The 12,287-nt window shown below is 46.0% G+C and carries 10 protein-coding genes; 8 read left to right on the plus strand and 2 right to left on the minus strand.

Annotated features, from left to right (window positions below):
* Positions 1–20 precede the first annotated feature (20 nt).
* Positions 21–2,879, plus strand: coding sequence for an ATP-dependent DNA helicase DinG (gene dinG, locus AC58QO_RS12495; protein ID WP_497265828.1), 2,859 nt, complete (start codon positions 21–23; stop codon positions 2,877–2,879).
* Positions 2,880–2,883: 4 nt separating this feature from the next.
* Positions 2,884–3,504 (plus strand): redox-sensing transcriptional repressor Rex, encoded by a 621-nt coding sequence (locus AC58QO_RS12500; RefSeq protein WP_497265830.1) that lies wholly within the window; start codon positions 2,884–2,886, stop codon positions 3,502–3,504.
* 98 nt (positions 3,505–3,602) lie between these two features.
* Here AC58QO_RS12500 and AC58QO_RS12505 read toward each other — a convergent pair whose 3' ends face one another.
* The gene (locus AC58QO_RS12505) at positions 3,603–4,604 is read right to left on the minus strand and encodes an inorganic phosphate transporter (RefSeq protein WP_497265831.1); all 1,002 of its coding nucleotides are present in this window, start codon (positions 4,602–4,604) and stop codon (positions 3,603–3,605) included.
* A 57-nt stretch (positions 4,605–4,661) separates the two neighbouring features.
* The gene (locus tag AC58QO_RS12510; RefSeq protein ID WP_497265833.1) at positions 4,662–5,288 is read right to left on the minus strand and encodes a DUF47 domain-containing protein; all 627 of its coding nucleotides are present in this window, start codon (positions 5,286–5,288) and stop codon (positions 4,662–4,664) included.
* Positions 5,289–5,546: 258 nt separating this feature from the next.
* Here AC58QO_RS12510 and AC58QO_RS12515 point away from each other — a divergent pair, with 258 nt between their 5' ends.
* The 6 genes from AC58QO_RS12515 (at position 5,547) to AC58QO_RS12540 (ending at position 12,251) form a co-directional block, all read left to right on the plus strand.
* Positions 5,547–6,842 carry an amidohydrolase gene (locus tag AC58QO_RS12515; protein WP_497265835.1) on the plus strand — a complete coding sequence of 432 codons (1,296 nt, stop codon included), beginning with the start codon at positions 5,547–5,549 and terminating at the stop codon, positions 6,840–6,842.
* A 43-nt stretch (positions 6,843–6,885) separates the two neighbouring features.
* Positions 6,886–7,374 carry a cell wall elongation regulator TseB-like domain-containing protein gene (locus AC58QO_RS12520; protein ID WP_497265837.1) on the plus strand — a complete coding sequence of 163 codons (489 nt, stop codon included), beginning with the start codon at positions 6,886–6,888 and terminating at the stop codon, positions 7,372–7,374.
* A 619-nt stretch (positions 7,375–7,993) separates the two neighbouring features.
* A complete protein-coding gene (locus AC58QO_RS12525; protein ID WP_497265839.1) occupies positions 7,994–8,530 on the plus strand; it encodes a hypothetical protein in 537 nt (178 codons plus the stop codon).
* A complete protein-coding gene (locus tag AC58QO_RS12530) occupies positions 8,523–10,028 on the plus strand; it encodes an AAA family ATPase (RefSeq protein WP_497265841.1) in 1,506 nt (501 codons plus the stop codon). The genes AC58QO_RS12525 and AC58QO_RS12530 overlap by 8 nt, the downstream gene beginning before the upstream one ends.
* 145 nt (positions 10,029–10,173) lie before the next feature.
* Positions 10,174–11,046 (plus strand): 3-hydroxyacyl-CoA dehydrogenase family protein, encoded by an 873-nt coding sequence (locus AC58QO_RS12535; protein ID WP_497265843.1) that lies wholly within the window; start codon positions 10,174–10,176, stop codon positions 11,044–11,046.
* Positions 11,043–12,251: an acetate/propionate family kinase gene (locus AC58QO_RS12540; protein WP_497265845.1), complete on the plus strand. Its 1,209-nt coding sequence runs from the start codon at positions 11,043–11,045 to the stop codon at positions 12,249–12,251. The genes AC58QO_RS12535 and AC58QO_RS12540 overlap by 4 nt, the downstream gene beginning before the upstream one ends.
* Positions 12,252–12,287: the final 36 nt, after the last annotated feature.

Below are 12,287 nucleotides of genomic sequence, written 5' to 3' on the forward strand. Positions count from 1 at the left end.
AGGGATTGAAGATAGACGTTATGAAATTTGCAGTTTTGGATTTTGAAACGACAGGAAGTCAGCCTGGGGACGAAATTATACAGGTTGGACTCGTCATCATAGATCAATTTGAAATTACAGGTAGGTATACTTCTCTGGTGAACCCAGGGATTAGTATACCTTCTTCGATTACAACCTTAACGGGGATTACCAATGACATGGTTGCTGACGCGCCGTCACTCGATCAGGTGATGTCCGATATGTTTCCACTACTGTTTGATTGTGTGTTAGTTGCGCATCAAGCTGCTTTTGACTTGTCTTTTCTGCAACGAGGCCTAACAAGAACAGGATATCCGCCATTCTCAGGGCGAGTCCTAGATACGATGGATATGCTTCGGATCTTATTCCCGTCCATCTCCAGCCTACAACTGAGTATGGTAGCAGCCTTGTTTGGCATCGACCATGAAAGACCCCACCAAGCAGATAGCGATGCGGAAGTCACGGCGCTCATTTGGATCCATTGTTTGGATCGGTTATTGGGTTTGCCGCTCTTGACGGTGCAAAGATTGAATCATATTTTCGAAAACGGTAACACAGATCTAGGCTGGTTCCTTGATGAGATTTGTTTATATAAAGAGTCCGTGACGAGTGTAGATATGGACACGAATCGATACTTTCGCCAGTTTACTCTCAATGTGACGGATTGGGGCGAGGAAGAAGAGATTCGCTCGGAGTACGAAGTAACGGAAGCTTTGGGTACTTCTTTTACAGCGTTCCAGCAAGGCCTGAAATCCGCGCTTCAGCAACGATTTGAGGTCTACGAGGATCGAGAATCTCAGGATCAAATGATTCAGGAAGTCGAAAAGTCGCTTGAAGCTGATCAGCATTTGATGATCGAAGCGGGAACGGGGACTGGGAAATCACTTGGATATTTGATTCCTTCGATTTACTACGGATTGAAATATGAGAAGAAAGTCGTTGTGTCCACACACACGATTAATTTGCAGGAGCAGCTTCGCGAGCGGGATATTCCTTTATTAAAAGAAATTTTCCCCGTACCTTTCAAAGCGGCTGTGTTGAAAGGGCGAAGCCACTATCTTTGCCTGCGCAAATTTGAAACAAAGCTGACTACGCGGGATTACGAGAATGGCAGGGAAGACCCGATAACCGCCGCGCAAATGGTTGTTTGGTTAAGTGAGACAGAGCATGGGGACGAAGAGGAACTCCACTTTGGGAACAAAGGCGCTCAATTCTGGTATTCAGTCGCAAGCGATACAGATTCTTGCTTAAACCGAATGTGCCCTTGGTACAAGAAGTGTTTCTATCACCGAGCACGTAATGACGCCAACACGGCTGATGTAATCATTACGAACCATTCCCTCCTTTTTACGGATATGAAGGCTGAGAACCGCCTTCTACCGTCCTACAAGCACCTTGTGATTGATGAGGCGCATCACTTTGAAGAAGTGGCAAGTAAACATCTCGGGATTGAGCTGCATGCTTCGGCTTTTTATCATTCACTGCTTTGGCTGTATAAGGATAACCGAAGCGGTCAGCTTCCGATGCTTCGTTTCCGATTACAGAAATCGGATGAGGCTGGGGAGCGCGCAGCGGCTTGGAGTCAAACGATTGATGGGTTATTTCCCAAAATTATTTCGATCAAAGAGGACTGGGAACGTTTAAGCGAAGCCTTATATGAGTTGGTTTCTTCTAGGAGTGATCCTTCGCAATCAGAAACCTCACAATACGTGCTGCGCTTGAAACCAGAAACACTCCCTTCCAACTGGCGTGAACTGCTGATCATGGAGGACAACATTTATCTGAACGCGAATGATTTGCTGCGGACCTTAGATAAGTTGTTGAATGAATTAAAGGAACAACAGGATGGACTTGGGGTTCAGGGGTTAGTGACCGATCTCAACGGCACAGTGAAAGAGCTGTACGCGCATCGAGACGCGCTTCATTTTTTCATGAAAATGGCAGATGATGGGTACGTTTACTGGATCGAAGCCGGCACGTATGCAAAGGCCAAATCCGTGCAGCTGAATTCCGTACCGACGGACGTTAGCGGATTGCTGCAGCAGCATTTCTTTGAAACGAAGGATAGCATCATTCTGACCTCTGCGACTCTCTCTGTGAATAAGTCATTCCAATATTCAGCGGAGCAGCTTGGATTAGCCATTCCAGAGGACGAAGAGTCAGGAAAGCTGAAGACGGTTCAATTGCCATCTCCTTTTAACTATCGTGAGCAAGCCTTGGTTGTGATTCCGCGAGATTTTCCGACCATTAAGGGAGCGGGCGACCCTGTTTTCATAGAAGCATTGATTAACTCACTAAGTGATGTGGCACAGGTGACGAAAGGCCGCATGCTCGTTCTATGCACCTCGAATCGGATGCTGAAGCTCGTCCATGCAGGGATGAAGGAGAAGCTAACTCCTCATGGCATCACCGTGCTCGGACAAGGCGTTGACAGCGGTAATCGGAGCAAGTTAACCCGGATGTTCCAGGATAACAAAATGTGTGTGCTGCTGGGCACCAGTTCGTTCTGGGAGGGTGTGGATATTCCAGGGGACGCGCTAAGCTGTCTTGCGATCATTCGTCTACCCTTTCAGCCGCCTAATCATCCGCTTGTTGAAGCCAAATGTGAAAATATTAAGAAACGAAATGAGAATCCGTTCATGAAATTTTCTGTGCCGCAAGCCGTTATTCGGTTTAAACAGGGCTTTGGCCGACTTGTACGTAGAGCGTCAGACAAAGGGATCGTTATCATTTATGATACACGTGTTATTGAAACGTATTATGGCAAGCATTTCCTCTATTCGTTGCCTGGTCCGAAGATCGAGCACATGACGTGCGAACAAATGCTACCGAGGATTGAGCAATGGATGGGGGGAGCCTAAAGGCGTGAAAACACAGAAAATTTCGGAAGCCGTTGTCCGCAGATTACCGATTTATTTACGATATTTGAACGAGCTGCAAATGAACAATGTGTCGACCGTCTCTTCTCAGGATTTGGGTCAGAAGCTGGATCTGAATCCTGCTCAGATTCGCAAGGATTTGGCTTACTTCGGGGAGTTTGGTAAAAAAGGAATCGGCTATGATATTAATTATCTGATTGAGAAGATCAGACAAATTCTGAAGTTAGATCGACACATTCAAGTTGCACTTGTAGGTGCAGGGAATTTAGGTAGAGCCCTTTGCAATTATAATACGTACTTACGAAATGATATGAAAATTGTAGCGCTCTTCGATGCGATGCCTTCCAAGACAGGCGAAGTAATAAACAACTTAGTTGTGCTGCCTATGGATAAAATGAAGTCAGTTTTGGCTGAGCTTGGTGTACGGATAGGCATCATTACCGTACCTGCGGCAGAAGCACAAAATGTGGCTAATCAATTCGTAGCTTGCGGGATCGAAGCGATCTTAAATTTTGCGCCAGTCATCATTAAGGTACCAGCAGAAGTGCGTGTGCACTATGCTGATTTTACAACAGAGCTTCAGAGCTTGGCTTACTATCTGGATTAGTAAGAAAAAGGCACGACCCGTGCTGCTTCAGCGGGTCGTGCCTTTTGTTGTTTACCACAATAGAAAAATATTTTCGGATTCCGAAAATATCTTTCTCATTACATAATAAAACGGAATATCACTGAGTAAAGCAAGTAAGCAAGTACCATGCTGATTGGAATCGTAATGATCCATGTGATGAGCATTCGGCCTACAGTGCCCCATTGGACATCGTGGAAACGCATAACGCTTCCTGTACCGATAATCGCAGATGAGATGACATGCGTTGTGGATAATGGTTTGCCTAAGAATGTTGAAATTTGGATAACAATCGAAGAAGTTAAGTCTGAGGCAAAGCCATTGATCGGTTCAATTTTTACGATTTTGCCTGACACGGTTTTAATAATTCGCCATCCACCAATGGAGGTTCCAAGTCCCATAGCGAGCGCGGCTGCAATCTTAACCCATATCGGTACATCCAAATCAGTTTGATAGCCAGCTGCGACGAGACCGAACACAATAATCCCCATCGCCTTTTGTGCATCGTTACCACCATGGGAATACGAAAGTAATCCGGCGGATAGGATTTGTAAGGTCCGAAATCCCCGATTTAGCTTGGATCTGGACGTATTTCCCGACCAAATCACGATGTATTTAATCAATATCATGATGAGATAACCTAAACCAAAAGCAATAATAGGCGATAAAACCAGAATAATAATGATTTGTGTGAAACCGCTCCAATTCACGCCGTTGAATCCAGCTCCTGCAATGACAGCGCCAGCTAGGGAGCCAAGCAGGGTGTGGGAGGAAGAAGACGGTATCGACAAATACCAAGTAAGCAAGTTCCAGATGATAGCCGCGAGTAGGGCGGCAATAACGACCTCAACACCATTCTCGATCTTAGCGGGATTGGCGATACTGCCGCCAACCGTTTTGGCTACTTCAGAGGACACCATAGCTCCCACAAAATTCAAAGTAGCTGCCATGAAAATGGCGACTCGCGGACTCAAAGCCCTTGTAGATATTGAAGTTGCAATCGCATTGGCTGTATCGTGAAATCCATTAATGAAGTCAAATGCTAGGGCTAGAAAAACGATCACTATCAAATAAGTTAACATGAATTCCTCCTTGCGTTTTCCATCGGAAAACGTTCTTCGAACACAAAGACAGTTGTCTTATGAGTAGCGAAGTACAACGCTATCTAGAATGTTTGCAACATCTTCACAAGCATCGGTTGTTTCCTCAAGACGCTCATAAATTTCTTTAAGTTTAAAATCTTCGTACACATCTTTACGTGTTATAAAGATTTGACGGATCCCTTCACGCATCAAGCGATCTCCATCATTCTCAAGTTTGTTTATAGCAACGGTGTGCTCTGGAATTTGCATATACTTTTTTTTAGCCAAAAGCTTGAAGGCATCTAACATATGTTGACAGGAGTCTACAATTACGCCTGAGAAATCTTTCATATAGGCATCCGTATGAGAAACATTCAAATAGTCAAAACGAGCAATCGTTGCCTCAATTCCATCGGTAACATCATCTACTTTGGAAGCCAGAATCATAATATCTTCCCGATCAATCGGCGTGATAAAAACTTTGTTCAAGCCTCTGAAAATATCATGTGTAATGGAGTCGCCTGCATGCTCAAGATCATTAATCGCTTTGACATACTCAATGGGGGGTTTATCACCCATCATGGCTGTACGAAACAATTGCGCTGTTTGCAAGGCGTTCTCTGCAGCACGGATAAGTAGTTGCAAGAAATCGACTTCGTTCTTTCTGGTGAATAACGTTGTCATAGAATCCTCCTAATTTTTACTATATGTACAAGTTTTTAAACGAATTTGTGAAAAGAATATGACCAAATTGTAGAAAAAACTCACAATGATTAAAGTATCATACTCATTAGGACTAAAGCAACGAAAATTCCGTGACATTTTACAATTTCTTAACATATAAAGAATAGCGCTCTGCTTCCTTGATTTTACAAGCTTGAAGATGTAAAGTTTATGGAGTATTAGCTGTTTATAGAATGAGCATAGAGAGGGTTTTTTACTATGAAAAAAACATTAATTTCGAATGGTATTTTTATTACTAATAAGGAAGAGACAACATCTATTAAAGGCTGCATGGTTATCGAAGGCAGTCAGATTACATACATCGGTAAAGAAGTTCCAGAACCTCTTGAAAATTATGATGAAGTGATCGACGGTACTAATAAGTTGTACATGCCAGGTCTTGTCAATACGCATGGTCATGCCGCGATGTCCCTTCTGCGCGGATATGGTGACGATTTGGCGCTGCAAGTATGGTTAGAAGAGAAAATGTGGCCAATGGAAGGGAAATTTACTTCGCAGGATGTCAAATGGGGAACACGTTTGTCCATTCTTGAAATGATCAAAGGGGGTACAACAACTTTCGTTGATATGTACGATCATATGAATGAAGTTGCACTCGCAGTTGAGGATTCTGGTATACGTGGTGTCTTGACCCGCGGTGTGATTGGACTTTGTCCGCCAGATGTACAAACATCAAAGCTAATTGAAGCAACAGAATTCGCAAAGAATTGGCATGGTAAAGCGGACGGAAGAATTACAACGATGATGTCGCCGCATGCGCCTTACACATGTCCGCCAGATTATATCGAGCGCATTGTTCAAGTTGCACATGATCTTAATCTTCCTATTCATACACACATGTCCGAAACACGACGCGAAGTTGAAGGCAATGTAGAGCAGTATGGTGCAAGACCTGTTGCTCACTTAGAAAAGCTAGGTGTGTTTACTCGACCTACCCTTGTCGCACATGGCGTTCATTTGAATGATGAAGAAATTGCGATTCTCAAAAATTATGATGTGCGTGTATCACATAACCCAGGCAGCAACCTGAAGCTAGCCAGCGGTGTTGCTCGGTTACCAGAACTGCTGCGTGCAGGAGTCAAAGTTTCATTAGGGACCGATGGCGCGGCATCCAACAATAACTTAGACATGTTTGAGGAAATGCGATTAGCTGCTCTTATTCATAAAGGAGTATCAGGGGATCCACTAGCTATTCCAGCGAAAGAGGCCTTGCTTCTTGGAACTCGCATGGGAGCCGAATCGATCTGGTTGGATGATGTAGGTCATCTTGCGCCTGGTATGAAGGCAGACTTCATCGCCTTGGATATTGATCAACCTCATTTCCTGCCTAAGACTGATTTCGTCTCACACATCGTGTACTCCGCTTGCGCTAAGGATGTCGTTGATGTCTGTGTAGATGGCAATTGGATCGTGCGTAAAGGTGAATGCTTAACACTTGACGAAGAAAAAATTAAGCGTGAATTCGAATTATGCTTTGATCGACTAAAAGGCTGATGCTTAGGCTTAGTATGTGGACATGGGGAGGTGCGCCGCGTTCATGAATGCGAAGCGAACAATTACACTTGGCATCTTTATCGTAGCAACGCTGGGTGTTGTGCTGAGCCGATTTTACCTAAATGTGCAGAATGAACACTGGGATGAGAAGCGAGTTGCTGTTGAGAAAGCCTATGAGGGAAGTATGATGACGAAAGCCTCGAAGGTCGATTTTTTCTATGGTGATGAGGCATTTCAGATTGTATATGGGGAAAATAAGCTCGGACAAAGCTTAATTGCTTGGGTGTCAGAAGAAGAGGTTCATACGGAGAGTACGGACGAAGCCTTCACGGAGGCGCAAGCCCGAGATGCCGTTATGAAAAAGGCGCCTGGCAGTCAAATCGAGCGTGTTATGCCAGGCAAGCTAGGTAATGACTTTGTTTGGGAAGTATTTTATAAAACGAAGGATGATAGAGGTACTCGGTATTTCTATGACTACTATGCCTTCAAAGACGGCAAATTTCTGGATACGTATCGGCTCAGCCTTCAATAAGAAGGTTGAGCTTTTTTCTTTTTTAACAGTAGCGCCGCCGGCTGTCGCACGCTAGCGCACAAAAAATGTGCGCAAGAGCACTAGCGCCGCCGGCTGTCGCATGCTAGCGCACAAAAATGTGCGCAAGAGCAGTAGAGCCGCCGGCTTGTCGCATGGTAGCGCACAAAAAATGTGCGCAAGAGCAGTAGAGCCGCCGGCCGCCGCACGGTAGCGCACAAAAAATGTGCGCAAGAGCATCAGAGCCGCCGGCCTCCGCAAGGTAGCGCACAAAAAATGTGCGCAAGAGCATCGGAGCCGCCGGCTTTCGCACGGTAGCGCACAAAAAATGTGCGCAAGAGCAGTAGCGCCGCCGGCAGTTGTACGCTAGCGCACAAAAAATGTGCGCAAGAGCTCAGCGCCGCCGGCTGAAGCATGCTAGCGCACAAAAAATGTGCGCAAGAGAAGTAGCGTCGCCGGCTTTCGCACGCTAGCGCACAAAAAATGTGCGCAAGAGCAGTAGCGCCGTCTGCTCTGCATTTCCACTGTTTACATAAGGCATGGGGTGTGTACGAAGTGATATACTACTCGTATAGCTTTTGAAGCGAGAAAATATTTTTTACAGAAAGGTGGACGCCAATCCATGAAGATGAAGCTGCGCCTTTTACCTGTTGTCTTGAGCGTGATTATTTCGGCCGGAGTACTTTTTGGAGGCTGGTTCGCCTATACAAGCTTTGCGATGGAAAATCCATTATCACACATAATCAGTTCGGCACCGGGTGTGACCGACTCAACCCTTAAGCTTTCATCCAATCAAGTAGACATTGAAGTGACATTAAAGCCAGACGCTAATTTACGTAATGTTGTTGAACAAATTAAGCAAGAAGGCGCCTCGATTATCGGGAAGCGTTCTGTGAACATATCCGTTAAGAACCAATCGTCAGATAAGCTGGATCAGTGGTGGTCTAAAGCTTTATTTGAGGTAGCGCAAGCTATGGAAACGAAGCATTATGCTGATATTCCAACAACCCTGGAGAAGTATGCAACTGGTGTTCCTAATATGAAAGTAGACAGTGAAATGGATGAACACAACGTGTATATCCGCCTAACAGATGGTGATGCTACGAGATTTATCATGCTGCCAAGAATCTCCCAGATCGGAGTGTGGCCGAATGAGTAAAATATATAAAGAAATTGGGATAGGTTTTATTCCTGTCCTGCTCGTTTTTTTAGCATTTCAAGGTGTGAATGTCATTCCGATTATTTTCGTAAGTGCTCTTGGTGTATCGTTATTCTATATGATGAAAACCCGCGGCGGCATCGGGGCGGCAGCAGGCGGCGGAGATCGAAAAAGCAAAAATCGGACGCCGTCTTTCTTGACCTTTGATGAGATCGGCGGACAAGATCGTGCGAAGAAAGAATTAATGGAAGCACTTGATTTTTTGATCAAGCATGAAGAAATTAAGAAGTTAGGTATTCGTCCGCTAAAAGGATTACTGTTGACTGGTCCTCCAGGTACAGGGAAAACGTTGATGGCTAAAGCGGCTGCCCACTATACGAACTCCGTCTATATGGCAGCTTCAGGTAGTGAATTTGTTGAGATGTATGTAGGTGTCGGTGCGAGCCGAGTGCGAGATTTATTTAAAGAAGCAAGAGCACGTGCTGTCAAAGAGGGCAAGGATAACGCCATTATTTTTATTGATGAGATTGATGTCATTGGTGGTAAGCGAGACGGCGGTCAACAGCGCGAATATGACCAGACATTGAACCAGTTATTGACGGAGATGGATGGGATTCATACCAATGAAGCGCCGCGCATTCTTATTATTGCTGCAACGAATCGTAAGGAAATGCTAGATAGCGCATTGCTGCGTCCGGGTCGTTTTGACCGACATATTGAGGTAGATTTGCCTGATAAGAAGGGGCGTTTGGCTATTCTTCATATTCACGCCAAAAATAAGCCGCTCGCAGAAGGTGTTACTTTGGATCAAACAGCGGATCAAACCTTTGGTTTCTCAGGGGCACAGCTTGAAGGTGTATTGAACGAAGCAGCCATTTATGCCATGAGGGAAGATAAGCCAGCCATTGAGCAGCCTCATTTGGCTTCAGCGATCGATAAAGTCATGATGGGTGAACGAACAGATAAAGAAACTGCGAATGATGAGAAAGAGCGTGTGGCGTATCATGAATTAGGCCATGCTATTATTGCAGAGCTAGTTCGTCCAGGATCCGTTTCACAGGTTACCGTTAGTCCGCGTGGGAAAGCATTAGGCTATGTACGTCATAACCCGCCTCAGGATCATTATTTGTATACAAAAGATTATATTGAAGATCAGATTATGATTGCCCTAGGTGGAGCAGCCGCGGAAGAAATGATATACGGCGGTCGCAGCACCGGTTCTCGTAACGATTTTGAACAATCGCTTTCGATGGTTCGCAACATGATGGACGCTGGTCTTACGAGCTTAGGAATTATTGATCGTGAGATGGTGACAAAGGAACAGTTGATGAAAGAAAATGCAGCTATTCTGGATGCGTTGATGCTTCGTACGAAAAAGATGTTAGAAGAGCAACGTAGTGTGTTTGAGCATTCTTTTGCGATTTTGATGAAAGAAGAAGTGCTCTCAGGAGATACATTTCGTACCTTATTTGACGCCTCGGTGTCTCAAAGTGCATAATAATGACCGTTGGCCAATTAGGCCAGCGGTTCTTGTCTTTACCTGGGGCATGGATTATACATATACTTATTAAGAAGACTTCATAAGATCTATGAACATTTGTAATTTCCGTGAGGAAGATGTATGGATGAAGGAGAAACAGGCTATGATGTTCAGAACAATTGGTGTAATCGGCGGCGGAACGATGGGGCAAGGTATTTCTGAAATGCTTGCGGCTCGAGGACTTGATGTTATTCTTGCCGAAAAATCAACAGATAAGCTGGATCGAGCGATCGAGCAGATCACGGTAAGTTTAGATAAGCAAATTGAGCGTTGGGCTTTAACGGAAGCGGAGAAGAAATCCATCCTCTCGAAAATTAGAAGAGCTGACTCGATACAGGACATGGCCTCCTGCGAGCTTGTTATTGAAACGATTTCCGAAGATTTGAATGCGAAAAAGCATGTCTTTTTCCAACTGAATCAAATTTGCTCGCCACAAATTATTCTGGCCACGAATACCTCGACGTTAAGTGTAACAGAGATCGCTGCGATTACGTCTCACCCAGAGCGTGTAATTGGGCTTCATTTTCTACACCCAGTCGCCAAAGTGAATCTTGTGGAAATCGTTCGCGCTATGAAAACGTCGGATGAAACCTATAATCACGTTCGTCGGTTTGTTGACGATTTGCTTTCGAAAAAGAGCATTAAGGTAAATGAATCGCCAGGTTATATAACGACGCGGCTGATTTGTACGCTCATCAATGAGGCACTTCACACGTTATCCGAAGGTGTTGCTTCGGCAGAAGATATCGATCAAGCCATGCGCATAGGCTATGATTTCAAGCATGGTCCACTGGAGATGTGTGACCGTTTTGGACTCGACGCCGTGTTAGCTGCGTTAGAAGGTATGTTCCGCGAATATGGCGATATCAAATATCGTCCCTCGTATTTGCTGAAGCAAATGGTTCGTGCGGGGCACCTTGGGGCGAAGACAGGGGAAGGCTTCTTCCGTTATGACAAGGATGGTGACCGAATATGAACATTCTGGTGATCAATGCGGGCAGTTCTTCCGTGAAGTATCAACTTTATGATATGGAAAATGCGAGCGTTCTTGCCAAAGGCAGAGTAGAGCGCATCGGCATGGATACTGCGATCCTGATGCACGAGCCTGCGGACAAATCCGAATTTCATAAGGTTGATGAAATTCTCGAGCATACAACCGCCATCCGCAAAGTGCTGGACGTGCTAGTCCATCCCGAGCATGGTGTACTGACCGCCATATCACAGATCGATGCCGTCGGCCACCGTGTCGTTCATGGCGGCGAATCGTTCAAGAGTTCCGTCCTCGTCACGGACGAGGTGAGAAAGGAAATCAGGCGCCTCTTCGATTTGGCGCCGCTGCACAACCCGGCGCACATGCTTGGCATCTCTGCGGTGGATGCGAATATGCCTGGCGTGCCGCAGGCCGTCGTCTTCGACACCGCCTTCCATCAGTCGATGCCGGCGAAGGCCTACCTGTATCCGGTGCCGATGGCGCTCTACCGGAAACATAAGGTGCGCCGCTATGGTTTCCACGGAACGTCGCACAAATACGTCAGCGAGCGTGCCGCAGACTTCCTAGGACGCCCGCTGGAGCAGTTGAAGCTCATTACCTGTCACATTGGTAATGGCGCTTCCTGCGCCGCTGTAATGGGCGGCCAGTCGGTTGACACGAGCATGGGGATGACCCCGCTCGAAGGGCTGATGATGGGCACGCGCAGTGGCGATCTCGATCCGGCCATCGTGCCCTATGTGATGGGCAAGGAGGATTTGACGATCGGCGAGGTGAGCTCCATGCTGAATAAGCATAGCGGCCTGCAGGCGATCTCGGGGATCTCCAGCGATATGCGGGAGATCGTGGAAGCGATGGAAGCGGGCGATAAGAACGCGTCGCTGGCATTTGAGATGTATGCGTATCGACTGCGCAAATACATCGGGGCTTACGCCGCAGCGATGAATGGCGTCGATGCGATTGTTTTTACGGCGGGCGTTGGCGAGAATTCCGCGCCGCTGCGTCAGGCGGTATGCGAGGGATTGAGCTTCCTTGGGGTTGATTTTGACGGGGAAGCGAACACGCAAGGTAGAGGCATCGAAAAGCGAATCACGAAGCCAGGATCGCGGGTTGAAGTACTTGTAATTCCAACGAATGAGGAATGGGTTATCGCACAGGATACGTATAGTCTCGTTCAATCGATGCCAAGCTGATTCTTTCGTGGAAATAGTGAAATAGTGTACAATAGA

It is taken from the genome of Paenibacillus sp. J31R30, assembly GCF_059692115.1.

What these genes read in the sequence shown, in the direction of transcription:
- dinG (WP_497265828.1), top strand. Translation starts at nt 21, where the DNA reads ATGAAATTTGCAGTTTTGGATTTTGAAACGACAGGAAGTCAGCCTGGG.
- AC58QO_RS12505 (WP_497265831.1), bottom strand. Translation starts at nt 4,604, where the DNA reads ATGTTAACTTATTTGATAGTGATCGTTTTTCTAGCCCTAGCATTTGAC.
- AC58QO_RS12510 (WP_497265833.1), bottom strand. Translation starts at nt 5,288, where the DNA reads ATGACAACGTTATTCACCAGAAAGAACGAAGTCGATTTCTTGCAACTA.
- AC58QO_RS12515 (WP_497265835.1), top strand. Translation starts at nt 5,547, where the DNA reads ATGAAAAAAACATTAATTTCGAATGGTATTTTTATTACTAATAAGGAA.
- AC58QO_RS12520 (WP_497265837.1), top strand. Translation starts at nt 6,886, where the DNA reads ATGAATGCGAAGCGAACAATTACACTTGGCATCTTTATCGTAGCAACG.
- AC58QO_RS12525 (WP_497265839.1), top strand. Translation starts at nt 7,994, where the DNA reads ATGAAGATGAAGCTGCGCCTTTTACCTGTTGTCTTGAGCGTGATTATT.
- AC58QO_RS12530 (WP_497265841.1), top strand. Translation starts at nt 8,523, where the DNA reads ATGAGTAAAATATATAAAGAAATTGGGATAGGTTTTATTCCTGTCCTG.
- AC58QO_RS12535 (WP_497265843.1), top strand. Translation starts at nt 10,174, where the DNA reads ATGATGTTCAGAACAATTGGTGTAATCGGCGGCGGAACGATGGGGCAA.
- AC58QO_RS12540 (WP_497265845.1), top strand. Translation starts at nt 11,043, where the DNA reads ATGAACATTCTGGTGATCAATGCGGGCAGTTCTTCCGTGAAGTATCAA.